The organism is Pseudoalteromonas tetraodonis (assembly GCF_002310835.1).
GTDB lineage: Bacteria > Pseudomonadota > Gammaproteobacteria > Enterobacterales > Alteromonadaceae > Pseudoalteromonas > Pseudoalteromonas tetraodonis.
In genome coordinates this window covers 2,047,884-2,066,142 of record NZ_CP011041.1, presented here as the reverse complement: position 1 = coordinate 2,066,142, position 18,259 = coordinate 2,047,884, and the positions used below count along the sequence as shown (strand labels likewise).

The 18,259-nt window shown below is 39.9% G+C and carries 16 protein-coding genes and 1 tRNA gene; 9 read left to right on the top strand and 8 right to left on the bottom strand.

The window, feature by feature from the left end; genetic code table 11:
- Nucleotides 1-25 precede the first annotated feature (25 nt).
- Nucleotides 26-110 (bottom strand) — tRNA-Tyr (locus PTET_RS09495).
- A 112-nt stretch (nt 111-222) separates the two neighbouring features.
- On the opposite strand from PTET_RS09495, the gene PTET_RS09490 reads away from it, so the two are divergent.
- Together PTET_RS09490 and PTET_RS09485 are read left to right on the top strand one after the other, a co-directional pair.
- Nucleotides 223-750, top strand: a complete 528-nt coding sequence (locus tag PTET_RS09490) for a VC2046/SO_2500 family protein (protein ID WP_096038546.1) — start codon at nt 223-225, stop codon at nt 748-750.
- Between the two features lie 212 nt (nt 751-962).
- Complete coding sequence (locus PTET_RS09485) at nt 963-1,265, top strand: DUF6172 family protein (RefSeq protein WP_096038545.1); 303 nt, start codon at nt 963-965, stop codon at nt 1,263-1,265.
- Nucleotides 1,266-1,332: 67 nt separating this feature from the next.
- Here PTET_RS09485 and PTET_RS09480 read toward each other — a convergent pair whose 3' ends face one another.
- The 3 genes from PTET_RS09480 to PTET_RS09470 all read right to left on the bottom strand — a co-directional run bounded on the left by PTET_RS09480 (nt 1,333) and on the right by PTET_RS09470 (nt 3,067).
- Nucleotides 1,333-1,809, bottom strand: coding sequence for a YchJ family protein (locus PTET_RS09480; protein ID WP_090492276.1), 477 nt, complete (start codon nt 1,807-1,809; stop codon nt 1,333-1,335).
- A gap of 39 nt (nt 1,810-1,848) precedes the next feature.
- A complete protein-coding gene (locus PTET_RS09475) occupies nt 1,849-2,283 on the bottom strand; it encodes a SulA-like leucine-rich domain-containing protein (RefSeq protein WP_013465228.1) in 435 nt (144 codons plus the stop codon).
- Nucleotides 2,284-2,605: 322 nt separating this feature from the next.
- Complete coding sequence (locus PTET_RS09470; protein WP_033104392.1) at nt 2,606-3,067, bottom strand: SEL1-like repeat protein; 462 nt, start codon at nt 3,065-3,067, stop codon at nt 2,606-2,608.
- 118 nt (nt 3,068-3,185) lie between these two features.
- On the opposite strand from PTET_RS09470, the gene PTET_RS09465 reads away from it, so the two are divergent.
- Entirely contained in the window at nt 3,186-4,478 is a 1,293-nt protein-coding gene (locus PTET_RS09465) for an NCS2 family permease (RefSeq protein ID WP_008113045.1), read from the top strand.
- A gap of 115 nt (nt 4,479-4,593) precedes the next feature.
- On the opposite strand, the gene PTET_RS09460 is transcribed toward PTET_RS09465, so the two are convergent.
- Nucleotides 4,594-5,349, bottom strand: coding sequence for a hypothetical protein (locus PTET_RS09460; protein WP_096038544.1), 756 nt, complete (start codon nt 5,347-5,349; stop codon nt 4,594-4,596).
- A gap of 295 nt (nt 5,350-5,644) precedes the next feature.
- Between PTET_RS09460 and cysB the strand changes: the two genes are divergently transcribed.
- Nucleotides 5,645-6,622, top strand: a complete 978-nt coding sequence (gene cysB / locus PTET_RS09455; protein ID WP_008466190.1) for an HTH-type transcriptional regulator CysB — start codon at nt 5,645-5,647, stop codon at nt 6,620-6,622.
- Nucleotides 6,623-6,886: 264 nt separating this feature from the next.
- Here the strand turns inward: cysB and PTET_RS09450 are convergent, their stop codons facing one another.
- The 3 genes from PTET_RS09450 to pabB all read right to left on the bottom strand — a co-directional run bounded on the left by PTET_RS09450 (nt 6,887) and on the right by pabB (nt 10,291).
- Nucleotides 6,887-8,263, bottom strand: coding sequence for an L-serine ammonia-lyase (locus PTET_RS09450; RefSeq protein ID WP_008112780.1), 1,377 nt, complete (start codon nt 8,261-8,263; stop codon nt 6,887-6,889).
- A 101-nt stretch (nt 8,264-8,364) separates the two neighbouring features.
- The gene (locus PTET_RS09445; RefSeq protein ID WP_008112778.1) at nt 8,365-8,940 is read right to left on the bottom strand and encodes an NUDIX hydrolase; all 576 of its coding nucleotides are present in this window, start codon (nt 8,938-8,940) and stop codon (nt 8,365-8,367) included.
- The gene (gene pabB / locus PTET_RS09440) at nt 8,933-10,291 is read right to left on the bottom strand and encodes an aminodeoxychorismate synthase component I (protein WP_096038543.1); all 1,359 of its coding nucleotides are present in this window, start codon (nt 10,289-10,291) and stop codon (nt 8,933-8,935) included. Before pabB ends, PTET_RS09445 begins: the two co-directional genes overlap by 8 nt.
- Nucleotides 10,292-10,457: 166 nt before the next feature.
- Between pabB and PTET_RS09435 the strand changes: the two genes are divergently transcribed.
- The 5 genes from PTET_RS09435 (at nt 10,458) to PTET_RS09415 (ending at nt 18,190) form a co-directional block, all read left to right on the top strand.
- Complete coding sequence (locus PTET_RS09435; protein WP_008112774.1) at nt 10,458-11,984, top strand: fumarate hydratase; 1,527 nt, start codon at nt 10,458-10,460, stop codon at nt 11,982-11,984.
- Between the two features lie 433 nt (nt 11,985-12,417).
- Nucleotides 12,418-13,458 carry a Leu/Phe/Val dehydrogenase gene (locus PTET_RS09430; protein ID WP_096038542.1) on the top strand — a complete coding sequence of 347 codons (1,041 nt, stop codon included), beginning with the start codon at nt 12,418-12,420 and terminating at the stop codon, nt 13,456-13,458.
- A 151-nt stretch (nt 13,459-13,609) separates the two neighbouring features.
- Nucleotides 13,610-14,272, top strand: coding sequence for a CatA-like O-acetyltransferase (locus tag PTET_RS09425; protein WP_096038541.1), 663 nt, complete (start codon nt 13,610-13,612; stop codon nt 14,270-14,272).
- Between the two features lie 116 nt (nt 14,273-14,388).
- Nucleotides 14,389-17,271: a ligand-binding sensor domain-containing diguanylate cyclase gene (locus PTET_RS09420; RefSeq protein WP_096038540.1), complete on the top strand. Its 2,883-nt coding sequence runs from the start codon at nt 14,389-14,391 to the stop codon at nt 17,269-17,271.
- Between the two features lie 94 nt (nt 17,272-17,365).
- The gene (locus PTET_RS09415; RefSeq protein ID WP_096038539.1) at nt 17,366-18,190 is read left to right on the top strand and encodes a M90 family metallopeptidase; all 825 of its coding nucleotides are present in this window, start codon (nt 17,366-17,368) and stop codon (nt 18,188-18,190) included.
- The last annotated feature ends 69 nt before the right edge of the window (nt 18,191-18,259 follow it).

Here is an 18,259-nt window from a genome sequence, read left to right as displayed (position 1 = left end):
CCCACTTAACTTAGCCTAAGAAAAGTGGTGGAGGGAGCTGGATTCGAACCAGCGAAGGCTGAGCCGTCAGATTTACAGTCTGATCCCTTTGGCCGCTCGGGAACCCCTCCAATGCAACGCGGCAGATAATAGCAAACTTCTTATTTAAGTAAAGAAAAAAGCTAAAGAAAATTCAAATTTAGCCGATAAATACTTATTAATTAGTTAAATAGGCTAAAGTCTATGCAGATTGGTGATTTGTTAATCACGGAGAGCCAGTTAAAAACGAGGCTTAACGAAAGTGTGCACGAAAACCGCCGAGGCGAGTTTGCACTTTTATTAGCAATGCTCTCTCACGATGCACTCGATTTTAGTGAATTCCACCTACCCAAAAGTGACACTAAGCATTATCATGCCGATGAAGATGCTCTGCGTAAACAATTTGGCGCAGGTCCAAAGCAGCCATTAGCGCCAGATACCTTTAATATGTTAATTGGTAAAAATAACACAGAGCTTTTAGCAAAAATGGGAAGCGCTGTAGGGATGAGTGATATAAAGTTAACTCAGTGCTTAAAGCCTGAGCCATTTAATATTCGTGATGATAAAAACCACATTCCGCTTAACGTGATGGATAACTGTGAATTAGCGGTACGTCGACGAATCCAAAATACCAACACCGAGTTATCAAACCCTCAAATGGATGCGGTGGCATTTTATGATGATTTACAAAATGAAGCTATCCACCAGCCATTACATTTGTTTAGTGCCTAATTATATGTGTTCAATTACTGCTTTATACATGCCATTTGATTGTAATAAACTGTGTTTATAGTAATAAGTAACTATTGGTTTTATAAGTGCTTTATTTTAATAACTGATTTAATATAAAAAAAGCATCCAAAATTTAAATGCAATTGCTATAATGGCGCAAATGGTATGACATTAAATGCCATTATCATTAAACCAAGGTAATTAGGAACGTAATGAAGAAAACATTCACGCTGAATCATGAGAAAATCAAATACCCTCGTATGGTTGATGCTGCAAAGCATGAAGTGAAAAAATATTTGAAAAGAGAACGTAATAAAACTTTACCTGTTGATGCCGACTACTGGGCATTTGATTGTAAGTTTGGTATCACGGCTGAAGAAGCCCAAGTGGTTCACGTTGCTGAAATTAACAATCACATCAGTGAAATTGAAAAGCAAGGCTTAACTTCTTTTTACTTAGAGATTTTAGCAAGACCTGCACAGCGTCAAGATTTCGAAGAAGATGATGGCGAGTAAAACGCTAATTTGTGTTTAGTGTAGTTTTTGAAAATGGGCCTTGTGGCCCATTTTTTGTAGCTGAAGTTTATACACTATGACATTTTTTGTATTTTTTATTACTGCCACAAGGGCACGTATCATTACGTTTTACTTTAATATCGGCAACCGGTGTAATCTCACCATCAAGGTATCGCCATTGTCCATCTTCTTTAATAAACCTTGAATTTTCTGCCAACTCGCAATATAAATCTTGATAAAAGTAGTGAGCTTTAAATGTAACAAATCCTGTTTCATCATTATAACCAGAGTCTAATACGGCTAAGTTTATAAAACGGCAACTATTTGCAAAATCTTTAATTTCTGAAATTGAATTTTCAGCTTGTTTTTCTTTTGCATAACTTTCACGAACAAAAACCGCGTTTTTAACAGCATAAGCACTGTAGCGTGCACGCATAAGTTGCTCTGGTGTGTGTGGCTGTTTGGTTTTTAAATGAAAAGGCTCGCAGCAATCAGCATAAGGTTGCTGACTGCCACAAAAACATAATAGGGCGTTAGAAGTCATGATAAATGTACTGTGTATTAAAACGCTAGTTTATCAAGCTTATTGCGTAAGTGAAATCTCAGAATGAGCGCTTTTTTTGCTAAAGCAATACAACTTAGTGCGCGTATGGCTCAAGTTTAATGATAACTGCGACAGTTGTTGGTTATTTATTATGTCAGTCCAGGTGATCACCGCGGCAAAATTTCCATTGTGAAGTGCAGAACTTAAAACATACTCTAAATTAACTAAATGCTTTTGACGAATAACCAGTAATTTACTGGTATCAATTGAGCATGAATCAAGTAGCGCTTTGCTCGGTACGTTATCTGGTGCTATTAACAGTGTCCATGCGTTTAGGCTGTTGTATTGGTGTAATACTTTTAATAACTCAAACGTTGCTGAAATTTCATCTTCAATTTGTACAACGTTAACACAATCTGATTGGTCATCTTGCTGGTAGCTTTTAACTGTTCTTACGGTAATTGGCTGTAACATAATCTTCTCACTCACTGGGTTTTTATACAGTACATTCATACAGTAGTTTATACAGTTGTTTGGTGCAAGTGTTTTTTGCTATTTTTTTGTACAGTTATTCATCTTAAAACGCGACAGTTACTATAAATATACAAATAATCTATATATAACAAAGATTTAATTTTTATTGGATATTAATCCCCACAGAATTAATTTTAAGGCTGGGAGCAAATAAATACAGATGAACAGGGGGTATACAGTAGTTTAAATTAATTAAGCGTGCTTGCTTTGGCTATAAACGCTTAATTAATTTACAGATGAAATGAGTTGCTGGGCAATGAAATTATTTTTCGCTACTAGAGGGGATCAAATGTGAAAATTGTAACTGGTGAATTTGTTCATACAGGCTGGCTGCGTAGCATTGAGCATCTTTAAGTCGTTTGGTACTAATATGTTTTCGTATATCGCTCATTGCTTCTATGGCAGGTTCATAGCCTTGACTACCGGCTAAGCTAAGCCACGCAGCACCATGAAATACACTTTGCGGCACACCTTGTCCTTTTATAAAAAACAGCCCTAAATAAAACTGCGCGCGATAATTTCCTGCCATTGCTGCCAAACGCATCCATTTTGCGGCTAAGGCGCCTTGTTCATTTTTAAGGTAATAAAGGGCTTTATTTAATGTGTCTTGATCGGTGTTTTTAGAGCTCGCAGGGAGATTTGCATCGCTTGGTTGCGTTACAAAAGAAAGAATGTTGTCTAATTGTTGCTCTAAGTCTTGGCCACTTGGTGTCGTTTTGATCATGCTACTTCGTTTGTTATTTTAATCACTTAGCTAGTTTAGTATATAGCAAGGTAAAATGTCCTGTAAAAAGTTATTTTTATGCTAAAATCTCGCCACTTTTTACAACCACAAGTTTATTATGCTCGAAGCCTTATTCAAAATCCGTGCAAATGATTCTTCGGTTCGCCGTGAATGTATTGCCGGTATGACTACATTTATTACGATGGTTTATATCGTATTCGTAAACCCAGCTATGCTTGCAGAAGCCGGTATGGACCAAGGTGCTGCTTTTGTTGCCACCTGTATTGCTGCTGCAATAGGGTGTTTTATTATGGGTTTGTGGGCCAATTATCCACTGGCATTGGCACCGGGTATGGGATTAAATGCATTTTTTACCTATGGTGTTGTATTAGGTATGGGTTATAGCTGGCAAGCTGCGTTGGGTGCGGTATTTATGTCAGGGTGTATATTTTTAATTCTAAGCTTATTTAAGGTGCGAGAGTGGATTATTAATGCAATCCCTCTGGTGCTCAAGCAAGCAATAGCAACGGGTATTGGCGCATTTTTAGCTCTCATCGCACTTAAAAGTGCCGGTATTATTGTATCAAGTCCTGCAACACTGGTGCAGTTGGGTGATATTACCTCGCCTGGTCCTTTATTGGCTATTTTCAGCTTTTTTGTTATTGCTGCACTGCTTTATCGCGATTTTAAAAGTGGCGTACTGATTAGTATTTTACTAGTCACCGCGATTGCTGTGTCTATGGGGTTAGTGGAGTATCATGGTGTTATTGCTATGCCACCTTCTATCATGCCGACCTTTATGCAACTGGACTTTAGTGCCGCGTTTGAACTGTCGATGTTGAGTGTTATTTTTGCGTTTTTATTCGTTGATTTGTTTGATACCTCAGGCACGTTAGTTGCGGTAACTCAGAAGGCTGGTTTAGCAGATAAAAACGGTAATATGCCGCGTTTAGGTCGTGCATTAAGCGCCGACAGCACAGCAACCATTGCAGGTGCAATGCTCGGTACTTCAACAACCACGTCATACATTGAGTCTGTTGCAGGTGTATCTGTTGGTGGTCGAACGGGTTTGACCGCTGTGGTTGTGGGTTGCTGCTTTTTACTGATGATGTTTTTTGCGCCTTTAGCTCAAATGGTGCCTGCATACGCAACCGCGGGAGCTATTTTATATGTATCTGTATTGATGCTACAAAACTTAAAGTTTGTGAATTGGGACGACATGACTGATGCAATTCCGGTGAGTGTTGTATTATTAATGACACCGCTGACGTTCTCAATTGCACACGGTATTGCACTTGGTTTTATTTCTTATACGGCGGTAAAAGTGCTGTGTGGCAAAAAAGATCAGGTAAGCATTAGTGTTTGGATTTTAACTGCCTTGTTTATTGTTAAGTTCGCATTTTTATCTTAATGCAGTCAGCTTGTTAGAATGTGTATATGTCCTAATATGTAAACACAAAATGGGGCAAAATCCTATTCAAAAAAAAGCCCATGCAACTGCATGGGCTTTTTTATTTAGAAAGGAATTACCATTTCTTTTTAGGTGCAAATAATACGTCTAAATCATCTTGCTCTTGTTCGTTCTTTTTCTTCAATGATGTAGCATTTGATGCCTTGAGTTCATTACTTATCGTTTCAAGGTAGCCTTCAACTTCAGCTCGTTTTGCCGTAATGTAATCGTCATTAAATGAAACACTGTTAAGTGTGGCAGCTGCTTTTTCAAAGTACTGCCTAGCAGAGCCTATCATTCCAGCTATTTGCGCTGATAACCCTCGTTTTATTTGGCTTTCAATGTTGATTCTTAGTTGTAGCTTTTCAAGGCGTTTGTCTTCTGCAATAAATACTTGGCTGTCTACTTTGCCTTTATTATGCTCAGAACGAATAATAGTGCGTAACTTTTTAATGCCTTGTATCAGTGATATCAGTTGTTTGTCGTTGCCTGGTAATACAAAGCCATCTGAACCGTCTTGAATTGGGTTTTGTAGTCGCTCTTTTGCTTCTTTTAAGCGGTTTTTTAGTCCACTACCTCCGCTTGAAATAGACACCATTTGACTGAGCGCATCATGAATTCGTCGTTGTAATATTCGCTGAGTTGCCTCTGAAAGTGGAATGTTGGCGCTATTCATTAATGCTTCTTCGGTTTCTTCAATGATTGCTTTTTGTTTTGTTAACTCTTTGCGTCGTTCAGCTTCTTGTTTTTCTTTGTGTTGCTGAACAGCACTAACCCATAGTGCAATGACTATAAGTGCAACAATTAATACAATTATAATGGAAACTATCATGTTATAATTCTCAAATTCTTAACCTTATTATCTAATCTTACATTAAATATATAAAAGGTGGGAAACTTTGCTCAGATTAACTGAAAAAAGCGTCACCATAAAGCGTTTAAATCTTAATATGTTATGTTTCGATTGCTGATAATCATTGCTACCTCAAGTTTATTTATTGTGTTAACCTGAAATTTCAACAAATTAATTGTTATATTATGTAACATTAATCAGCCTTTTATATAGCTACCTATAGTTAGGGTGCGCTTTTATCTGTCAATGTGAATTATAACGAAACTACATAGCCATGAAATTACAACAACTTAGATATATCGTAGAAGTTCAAAATCATAAATTAAATGTTTCAGCTACGGCTGAGAGTTTATTTACCTCCCAGCCTGGTATTTCTAAGCAAGTACGTATGTTAGAAGATGAGCTCGGTGTACAAATTTTTGGCCGCAGTGGTAAGCATTTAACTCATGTTACAGGCGCTGGCGAGGAAATCATTAACATATCACGCGAAATACTCTCAAAAGTTGAGGGTATTAAAGCGGTTGCGAATGAACATACTTTACCGGATCAAGGCAAACTTAATATTGCTACCACGCATACACAAGCACGGTATGCGTTACCGAGTGTAATTAAAGGCTTTACTCAAAAATATCCTGCGGTATCACTGCATATGCATCAAGGTACACCACAGCAAATATCGGATGCAGCCGCTCGCGGTGATGCTGACTTTGCCATTGCCACAGAAGCGCTTCATTTATATTCAGATTTAGTAATGCTGCCTTGCTACCATTGGAATCGTAGTATTGTGGTTGCTAAAGATCATCCCCTTGCGAAAAAAGTGGATAATTTAACAGTGGCTGATATAGCCCAATACCCACTCATTACCTACGTATTTGGCTTTACAGGTCGTTCGGAGCTCGACAAAGCATTTAATGCTTACGGATTAGAGCCACATATTGTATTTACTGCCACCGATGCCGATGTCATTAAAACGTATGTGCGTTTAGGGCTAGGTGTGGGTGTGGTTGCATCTATGGCAATTGATCAGGTAAACGACAGCGACTTAGTGTGCATTGATGCTAGCCATTTATTTGAGGCGAGCACGACTAAAATTGGCTTTAGAAAGGGCAGTTTTTTACGCACCTACATGTATGACTTTATCGAACGTTTTGCACCGCATTTAACTAAAGAGCGAGTAGAGCGTGCGAGTTTACTGCGTAATCAAGAAGATGTTGATAAATTATTTGCTGATATTGAATTGCCGGTTAAGTAACCGCCATAAACAGCAATGAAAAGCCGCTTAGTTTTGCAACTAAGCGGCTTTTTTGTGCTATGTAATTAACCTGAACTGTGGATAATAAATCCATCTCAAGCAGCTATTTTCAGCGCTAACTGCGTTGAATTTACTTGCAATAGGCTAGCTATTGACGCGTAATTTCGCCTTGTTTTCACTAAAAATCTCTAGCTAGAGAAAATAAACATAAATATCATTTTGATTCAATATGTTAGTAAATCTCTTAACCAGAGTTCAGGTTAATTAGCACTCGATAATATTAACGGCCAGTCCACCGCGAGCGGTTTCTTTGTATTTTGTTTTCATATCGTTACCCGTATCGAGCATGGTTTTTATTACTTTATCCAGCGATACTTTTTGCTCACCACTACCGCGTATAGCAAGGCGCGACGCATTAATTGCTTTAATAGCGCCCATTGCATTACGTTCAATACAGGGGACTTGCACTAAGCCGCCAACAGGGTCACAGGTTAACCCTAAGTTATGTTCCATACCAATTTCAGCGGCATTTTCTACGTGTACAACGTTACCACCAACAATTTCAGTAAGTGCGCCTGCGGCCATTGAACAAGCAACACCGACTTCGCCTTGGCAACCCACTTCAGCACCAGAAATAGAGGCATTCTTTTTATATAAAATGCCTATTGCAGCGGCAGTTAATAAGTAGCGGGTAGCAATATCACGGTCTACTTCTTTAATAAAAGTATGATAATACATTAATACTGCAGGTAAAATTCCGGCTGCGCCATTTGTGGGGGCAGTTACTACACGTCCTCCGGCTGCATTTTCTTCGTTTACAGCTAATGCGAATAAATCAACCCAGTCCATGGCGCGCAGCGGATCGTTACTGACTTCTACATTTAGCTTTAAATATAAGCTTGGCGCACGGCGTTTTACTTTTAATCCGCCAGGTAAAATACCTTCGGTGCGCATACCTCGCTCAATACAGGCTTTCATTACTTGCCAAATATTAAATAGCTCATCTTTAATGGCTTCTTCACTGCGTAACGTTTTTTCGTTTTTCATCATTAACGTTGATACGCTGTAACCCGACTCTTTACACATTTCGAGTAATTCTTTAGCCGAGCCAAACGGGAACGGGGCTGGGTTTTCTTCACGGATATCTAAAGCGGCTTGTTTTTCTTTTTCAAACTCTTCATCCGTAACAATAAATCCGCCACCAATAGAGTAGTAAACTTTGCTATATACTTTTTCGCCATTGTTATAGGCAATAATTTCCATTGCGTTGGAATGTTTAGGGAGTGTCTTTCTGCGATGAAAAACAATCGCGCCCTGCTTAGGGAATTTAGCTTTGTGAGTTTGGTTTAGGTAAATAACCTGTTCTTTTTCAATTTTAGCGAGTATGTCATCCACTAAATCGGCATCAATGGTTTCAGGATCATACCCTGCTAAGCCAAGTATCACTGCTTTACCAGAGCCGTGGCCAACACCTGTTTGGCCAAGCGAGCCGTAAAGCTCTACTTTTACATCGGTCACATTTGCTAATAGTTGTTGTTCGTTTAGGTCATTAACAAATAAGCGTGATGCACGCATTGGGCCAACGGTATGTGACGATGAAGGGCCAATACCAATGCTAAACATATCAAATGCACTGATCATAATGTGTGTCTCTACTTAGTTTTCTCAGCATTAAGCTGTTCTTTGAACGGTCGACTATAATAACGTGGAAACGCAGGTGTGTAACCCTTATTAGTAAAGATTTAAACTGGTATGGCGAGTTGTTTTGTAAAGTTTTTAATAATGCTGGCTGTGGCTCCCCACAAAAGCCCATGTGGGGTGATAAAGCCATTTAAGGTAATGATTTTTCCACCTCGTTCAAAGGGCAAAGGTTGCCAGTTAGCCGCGTTATTCAGCGCTTTTATAGAGAGTAAAAAGCTAGCTTGCACTTCGTTGTGGTCGTTTTCCCACACTGTTTCTTTTTTAATTAAGCCTACAAAGGGGCGTATAGTAAATCCGGTCAGGGTTGAATATTCTGGTAACTGACCTAACACATGGACATTTTGCGGGGCAATATTAAGCTCTTCATGTAATTCACGCAGTGCGGTGGTGCGTAGGTTAACATCATCAATTTCAAACTTGCCACCCGGTAAACAAATCTCCCCAGGGTGGTGATGAAGGTAGGTTGGTCGCTTACACAATAAAATATGTGCTTCGTTATCTATATCAATCAATGGCAGCATTACTGCGCTTGCGCGCTTTTTTTTATTATCTTTGAGCTGATCCACGGCTAAACTGCGGTTTAATTGAAAACGAGCCGAAATGGTTTCACTATTCAAAGCGACCTTCATTTAATATAGGAAGTATTTTATTTACTTTATCGTAAGTTTCTTGATATTCCAATTCGACTTTTGAATCAGCAACAATACCACCCCCAGCCCAACAATATATTTGTTGTTGATGTGTGACTAAAGTTCGAATAGTAATACTGGTATCCATATTGCCGCAGCCACTAATGTAACCAATAGAGCCACAATAAATGCTACGTCTATGTGGTTCTAGTTCTTCTATTATTTCCATGGCACGGACTTTTGGTGCGCCTGTAATTGAACCACCGGGAAACGCAGCTTCCAGTTGATCAACCGCTGTTTTACCCTCATCAAGGGTTGAGGTGACCGTACTCACTAAATGGTGTACCGCCGGAAAACTTTCAATAGCAAATAATGAGGGCACAATAACCGAGCCCGGTTTAGCGACTTTTCCTAAATCATTTCGCAGCAGGTCCACTATCATGACATTTTCGGCGCGGTCTTTACTCGAATTTGCCAGCAAGGTCGCTTGTTTTGCATCCTCAAGGGCATCTGCTTTGCGAGGTAAAGTCCCTTTAATGGGTTTTGTTTCTACTCTATTGTCGTGTACTGCAATAAAACGCTCGGGTGAGATTGACAAAATAGCGCCCTGAGGATGATTAATAAAACTAGAAAAAGGCGCTTTATTAGCCTGAGTTAATTTAACATAGGCGCTCCAAGGCGAGCCTTGGTAATGTGCGCTAAAACGCTGCGCTAAGTTAATTTGATAGCAATCACCACTTTTTAGGTATTCTTCAATCGCGGCAAACTTTTCGCTATAGCTAGTCTGACTCATATTTGACTGCCACGGTGATGTAAGCGAAAAGCTTTCGTGTTTAGGTGGTTGCGCTAAATATTGCTGATATAGCCAAAGGCGGTCTACATTGGGCTGCGAAACATAAAACCACGTGCGCAGTTGTTTATCGTAAATCAGTGCATCGAGGTAAAGCCCAACCGCCATTTGCGGTAAATTTATGTCGTGTAAAGCGCTGCTTGGTAGTTGCTCTATAGTACGGCCTAAGTCATAGCCAAAATAACCCAGCCAGCCACCATTAAAAGGTAAGTTGTTGGCAGCTTTAGTGCTGTCTAACTTTGCCAGTTCATTATTCATTATTTCAAAGCAGCTTTTTATGTTTGGCTGGTTATTAAAAACGCTTTGATTATTTTCGACTTCAAGGGTGCTCTGGGGGTCAATCGCAATAATGTCAAAACGACTGTTTATGTGATCACTATCACCCGAATCTAATAAAATGGCGTAAGGCAAATGAGCAAAATGCGAAAATACCTCAATACAATTTTGTGATATGGCTAATTCAACACAATTTTTTTTATTGTTTAGCATTTACTACCCCTATAAGAACTGGCTCCAAACGGGCTGGGAGGGTATCATAAGTCAAATTTATTTGGCAGCGTTTAGTGAGCGCTGTAGTTGAAAACAGTTCGAACCACCGTCACGGGTTTGATATCGCTTACGTGCTGCGTGAGTAACAACAACTTAAGGAACCACTATGAGTACAATTCGTCAGCAAGACTTTATTGATAGCATTGAAGATGCCTTGCAATACATCTCGTTTTACCATCCTCTTGATTTTGTTCAAGCACTAGAGAAAGCGTATAACAAAGAACAAAGTAAAGCCGCTAAAGATGCGATTGCGCAAATTTTAATTAACTCGCGTATGTCGGCAGAAGGTAAGCGCCCACTTTGTCAAGATACCGGGATCATCACTTGTTTCGTAAAAGTAGGGATGGATGTTAATTGGGATAAAACCGACTTAACAGTACAACAAATGGTTGATGAGGGAACGCGTCGTGCGTACTTAAATCCAGATAACCCTTTACGTGCATCGATTGTTGCAGATCCTGCGGGAACACGTAAAAACACTAAAGATAATACGCCATCAGTGGTTCACATTGACTTAGTTGCAGGCGATAAAGTCGAAGTGATGGTCGCTGCTAAGGGCGGCGGCTCAGAAAACAAAAGTAAAATGGTGATGTTAAACCCATCTGACGATGTGGCTGAGTGGGTAGAAAAAACGCTACCAACAATGGGGGCGGGTTGGTGTCCACCAGGCATGCTAGGCATAGGTATTGGTGGCACTGCAGAAAAAGCAGCGGTAATGGCCAAAGAGTCATTAATGGATCCGGTTGATATTCATGAACTAATTGAGCGCGGCGCAGAAACAACAGAAGAAAAGCTGCGTTTAGAAATCTTTGAACGTGCGAATAAATTAGGTATTGGTGCGCAAGGCCTTGGCGGTTTAACCACGGTTGTTGATATTAAAATTAAAACGGCGCCAACTCACGCGGCTTCAAAGCCAGTGGTTATGATCCCAAATTGTGCTGCTACGCGCCACGTTCACTTTACCCTTGATGGTTCAGGCCCTGCGAATTTAAAAGCACCTAAATTAGAAGATTGGCCAGAAGTGACTTTCGAAGTGGGTGAGGGCACACGCCGTGTTAATTTAGATACTCTTACTAAAGAAGACACTAAAGAATGGAAAATGGGTGAAACCGTTTTACTCTCAGGTACTATTTTAACGGGTCGAGATGCTGCTCATAAACGTCTTCAGGATATGATCAACTCAGGGGAAGGTTTACCTGAAGGTGTTGATTTTGATAACAAGTTTATTTACTACGTTGGCCCTGTGGATGCAGTAGGCGATGAAGCAGTAGGCCCAGCGGGTCCTACAACGGCAACACGTATGGATAAATTTACCGATATGATGTTAGAAAAAACCGGCATCGTGGGTATGATTGGTAAAGCTGAACGAGGCCCTGCAACGGTTGAGTCTATTAAAAAGCACCAGTCAGTGTATTTGATGGCGGTAGGCGGTGCGGCTTACTTAGTATCTAAAGCTATTAAAAAAGCACGTGTTGTTGCCTTTGAAGATTTAGGTATGGAAGCTATCTACGAATTTGAAGTAGAAGATATGCCAGTAACAGTTGCCGTAGACAGTGAAGGAGCAAATGCTCACACCCAAGGCCCTGCTATTTGGAAAGCAAAAATTGAAGAGCTAGACAGCAAAATGAAGTAAATTTTTACTTAAAAAGCAATCATATAAGCGAGCACTGTGTGCTCGCTTTTTTATTTACTTTTACATTTGCAAAGACTTATACACCTCAGACCAGTTTATGCTGCGTAGGCAATTAGTGTATAAGCCACTGTATTTTAAGCTGTAGTATACTTTTTTAGGGTGTATGGTTAAGTTTACAAATAACTGCAAGGTGACGTTCACGTAAGCGTAAGCTTTAATTGCGATGGTGTTTTTAGCTTTTATACTTAATCAAATGGTTATTTTTGGAATTTTTATGCTTACTTTTAACGATAAGTCATTTTATTTTTCACTTTGACGCGCTTTATTTGGTTTATCTACTCATAGTGTGGCGAACCATTAACTGAAGTGATAAAGTCTCGACAATTTGTAGCGTGCTTGCCCAAAAGGGCCCATTATTTTCGGAGTATTTAAAGTGGTTGTATTTAATCAAGTTGAATTTGATAACCATGAACAAGTGGTTTTTTGTTCAGACAAAGCGTCTGGTTTGAAGGCCATTATTGCGGTACATAACACAAACTTAGGCCCTGCGGTAGGCGGTTGTAGAATGTGGGATTATGCTAACGATGAAGACGCAGTATATGATGTGCTGCGTTTATCAAAAGGGATGACTTATAAAAATGCCGTAGCACGCTTGCCATTTGGTGGTGGTAAATCGGTTATTATTGGTAATGCCAAAGAAATCAAATCAGAGCAGTTATTTCGCGCATTTGGTCGCCAGTTAGAGCGACTAAATGGTAGCTACTACTCAGCAGAAGATGTAAACATTACCTGTGATGATGTGGCGTTAATGAACAAAGAAACAAATTACGTGCTAGGCCTTGAAGGAAAAAGTGGTAACCCTTCGCCGTTTACAGCCTATGGTACGTTTTTAGGTATGAAAGCAGCGCTTAACCATCAACGCAGTATTCAAGACTTTTCTGGTATTAAAGTTGCGGTGCAAGGTTTAGGTGCAGTAGCTTATGGATTATGTAAACATTTGTCTGAAGCTGGTGCTGAGTTATTTGTTACCGATATTAATCAAGCTGCAGTAGAACGTGTAGTAAATGATTTTGGCGCAACCGCAGTTGGTATTGATGAAATATACGACCTAGATGTGGATGTTTATGCACCCTGTGCATTAGGTGCCACTATTAATGACACAACAATCCCACGCTTAAAAGCAACGATAGTAGCAGGCTGTGCAAACAATCAACTTGCTGAATCACGCCATGGTGAAATTTTACGTGAAAAAGGTATTTTATATGCGCCTGATTATGTAATAAATGCAGGTGGTATTATTAACGTTTATTACGAAACTGCACCAGAGGGTTACAGTAAAGAGGCTTCTAATAAACACGTAGAAAGAATTTACGATACACTTAGTGAAATTTTTACCCGTAGTGAAAAAGAGCAAAAATCAACGCATTTAATTGCCGATGAACTGGCACAAGAAATTATTGAAAACGGACTTTAAGTTTCCACTCGGTTTAAAATAGGAGCGAAATACGCTCCTTTTTTATACCTTATGTAAGACTTTGGTATAACTACACCCAAAGCGTCATTTTAGTTAATGCGAATATAGATAAAGCACGGTAAAATTTAGTTTTACACTTTATCTATATTTTATGTCCTCTACTGATTTTTCTATTACCCCTCTTGATTTTGAGCAATGGCCTCGAAAGCAACACTTTGAGTTATTTCAGCAGTTCACTCAGCCTTATTTTAATCTGTGCGTACAACTGAATGCGAAAAAGTTATATACCGCCTGTAAACAAGCTAATATTGCTTTTTTTCATGGTTATATTTATTGCTTATTAAAAGCCTGTCATCAGTATGAGCCGATGATGCTGCGCATTATTAACCAAAAACCTTGTTACTTAAGTGCTACGCGGGCAAGTGTAGTCGAGCTTGCCGATGATGAGTCGTTTCGCTTTAGTTATTTTAAATTACACGAGTCGTTAAATGAATTTGCCCGTGAGGCGAAAGTTATTAGCGATACCACAAAATTAAACCCACTGTTTTCTGATGCGTTTGCAGCAACTGAAGGGCAAGCAGATTTAATTCATGTTTCTGTATTACCTTGGCTAAACTTTAGCAGCTTTTCGCATGCATTTACCCACGGTCAAAGTAATGGTATTCCTAAATTTGTGTTTGGCCAATACAACACTGAGACAGGTAAAATGCCGCTTGCTATTGATGTTCATCATGCGTTGTTGGATGGGCTTCATGTCGCTAAATTTATAAAGCAATTGCAGTATACATTTGATAATTTAAGTAATAATAATTAATGAAAAAGTTGTAAATTTTATGTTATTATTTGCCAGCAGTGCTTTTAACTTAAATTGTCACTCTAAACTTACCCAAATATAAAAATTAATAATTATAATTATAAAGGCAATATCTGATGAATCGCTTAGTGATTTTATGTATTTTGTTGGTGATTTTTTCTGTTGACGCACAACAGCAGACTCGTTTGCCGTTACGTGATTATTTTTTTGAAACTTGGAATACACGTACGGGTCTTCCTCACAATAGCATTAATAGCCTTGCACAAACACAAGATGGGTATCTATGGGTGGGTACTTGGGAAGGACTTGCCCGCTTCAATGGCCAAGAGTTTAAGTTATTTACTCGCTCCGAAATTACTGACTTGCCTGACTCAGGCGTACGTGCGCTAACCCCTACATCTGATGGCGGTTTACTTATTGCAGGGGCGCGCGGCGGTATTAGCTTATATCAACATCGCCAATGGGACACGCAACCACCTGCCCAAGCGATGGTTAATCATATATTTAAAAGTAAAAATGATAACTTGTGGCTAGCGCTTGAGAATGATGGTGTGTTTTATCGTTCAGCTAGTAGCACTCAAGACATCCCAATAATACAAAATGTCAGTGCGTATCGAATCATTGAAGACCCCAAGGGGGTTATATGGGCAGCAACCAGTGATGGCCTGTATAAAATAGTCAACTACAAACCCACTTTGATGACGCCACAACAAGGGTTACCAGATGCTCCCGTATATACCTTATTAATCACCCGTGAAGGTCGACTCATTATAGGAAGTGAAAGAGGGGCACGAATCCTTAATGGCGAGCTATTTGAATCGCCTCACCCACAACTCGACGCGGAATCTATTTCCAGTTTGTTAGAAGATGATCATGGGGATCTGTGGTTTGGCACCATTAATAAAGGTGTTTTTAGGCTTAGCGTCGATGGTTTAGAGCAATTAGATGCTAAAAATGGTTTACCCGCTAACCGTATTCTTTCTTTGTTACAAGACAGAGAAAATAGTATTTGGGTAGGCACCAATGCTGGTGTATTTAGGTTAAGAGAAGCGCCGTTTTCATCGTGGGGCAAAAAGCGAGGCTTATCTAGCGATTATGTGCGTACGGTATTGTCACATTCCGATGGCAGTTTATGGATAGGCGGAAGCACGGGGTTAGATCGGCTGCACAATAATCAGATCAGCCATATTAAAGGCACTAAACAAGGCTCGCCATATTCAGTATTAAGCTTACTAGAGCAAAACCAAGGTGATGTCTGGGTAGGCACATACACTTCGGGTGTTTTAAAAGTGGTAAATAACGAACTCATACCTTATTTAAACCGTGATAATGGCTTAGGTAGTAATGAAGTAAGATCTTTACTTTTTGATTCAAAAAATCGCTTGTGGATAGGCTCGGCCATGGGGCTGACACGCGTTAATACCGACGGTAGCTTAAACCAATTTACTAATGAAAAAGAGCTGCCGAGTGGGTTTATTTTAGCCTTGAGTGAAGATAACTCAGCTAATATTTGGGTAGGAACCGGTAATGGGGTCGTGGTTTATGACACTCAAACTGACGTGTTTAATCCTGTTGAGTTTCCTGCTGAATTTGCCGCCCAATATGCGTTTGGCTTTTACATTGACGATAAATATACGTGGATGGCTACCGATCGCGGCTTAGTTCGTTATCAGCATTCAAACGCAAAGATGACTATTTTAGGGCGTGAATTAGGTTTACCCGTTGATAAGCTTTTTCAAATTGTGCAGTTTAAAGACTCACTTTGGCTATCAAGTAACCGTGGCATTATTGAAGTCAATTATAAGCAGGTAAATGAGCTGCTTGATTCAAAATCTAACAATAGAGGTACGCTCGCCTTTCAATTATACGATGAGGGTGATGGCATGCTCAGTGCACAAGCAAATGGCGGTTCAACCCCCTCTGCAACCGCTCATTCAGATGGCACAATTTGGTTTGCTACCGCAAAAGGGGTGAGTACAGTAAAACCGGAACGTTTAAAAGAAGCCACTAAAATAGCGTTACCAACGATTGTTGAAAGCTTTTCTGTTGATGGTAAACCAACGTCGTTACCTATAGACGGTGAAACTATTATTTTACCACCAGGGGTGACGCGCTTGTCATTTCAATACGCGGGACTGAGCTTTATTATGCCGCAGCGATTAAACTTTCAAACAAAATTGGAAGGCTTTAATAACGAATGGATCAACCGTCAACACATAGCGACTGCTGAATACACTAACTTACCTGCGGGCAAGTATTCTTTTGCTGTACGTGCAGCCTATCCAAATACTGATTGGCAACAAAATCACAAAGTCGTTAACTTTGAAATTCAATCGCACTTTTGGCAAAAAACAAGCTTTAAGTTGTTTATGTTTTTTCTTTTTGTGGTGGTGATATATAGCGCTTATCGCTACCGCTTATATCGTTATAAACAAGTTGAAAAGGAATTAACGAGTCGAGTGGTGAAGCAAACGCAAGCACTGCAAGAGCAAGCCAGTGCCTTTGCGTATCAAGCCACACACGATCAGCTTACCGATTTACCGAATCGCCGCGCATTTGATGGCTGGCTGGCGGATAACTTTTCAGACTTTAAAGCATGTAATAAATCACTTGCTATCGCTATTATGGATATTGATCACTTTAAACGGATTAACGATGGTTGGTCACACCTCATAGGTGATCAGGTTATATGTGAAGTAGCTAACATTCTTAAAGCGCACTGCGAAGGTGAGCAAGAGGTAGCTCGCTGGGGTGGCGAAGAGTTTACTTTTGTGTTTCCCGATACGAGTGCAGTGCAGGCACAAGAAATGTGCGAGAAGTTACGCAAATGTATTGAAAATAAAAACTTTTCAAATATCGCAGAAGGCCTCAGCGTAACCGTGAGTTTTGGTGTTTCTGACTCTGGTGATGTTGATGATTATGACCGATTATTATCACGGGCTGATCAAGCTTTGTATAAGGCAAAAAACAATGGCCGAAATCGAACTGAAGTGATGTGATTGAAAAACAGCCTCACTGCACCCATTACTATTTTAATAATACGGGCGCAGTATTTTGGCGTTAAAGCTAAATGGTTTGATTTAGGACGACCCAATGATAAATGGGCTATTAATTTTTGTTTTAATTGTATTTATTTTAATGTTTTGGCGCTGGCCTGATATTCAAAATGCCGTGTGGCACCGTAAATACAGTGATTTATTGTTAAATGAGCAACAACACACGTTGTTACTGCGTGCTATGCCCATATACAACAAAATGACCGATGCAGAGCGAGCCAAGTTAGCATCCCATATTGTGTGGTTTTTAAATGAAAAGCGTTTTGTTGGCTGCGATGGGTTGCAACTAACGGAGGCAATGAAACTCATTATTGCCGCCGATGCCTGCTTGCTGGTGCTTAACAAGCCTTGGCCTTTGTATAAAAACGTAAAAGAAATTTTACTCTACCCCAGCGCGTATTACGCGCCCCAATCAAGCCGCGATAACGCAGGTCTTGTCAGTTTTCATAATACAGTAAGGCAAGGTGAATCGTGGCCGGGGGGAACATTGGTGCTTAGCTGGCATGATGTGCTTGAGGGCAACCGCTTACCCAGTGATGGGCATAACTTAGTGTTTCATGAATTTGCACATCAACTTGATCAAGAAACCGGTAAAACCACCGGCACGCCACTACTTGCATCACAGGCAAAATACCAACAATGGGGGCGAGTGTTTAGCCGAGCGTTTTCGCAGTTAAAAACCCATGTTGCTTATAGTATGCCGCATGTAATACATAGCTATGGAGCCACCAATGAGGCTGAGTTTTTTGCGGTGATCACCGAAACATTCTTAGAGAAACCCGCCGATTTACGCCGTGAAGACCCTGAAATTTACCATTTGCTAGTGGATTTTTATCAATTTGATCCTATTGTTTGGCACTAATTTTATGCACTTCATCCTATTACGCTGGTAACTTGCTGGCGTTTTTGTTGCAATCATGTAATAGATCAA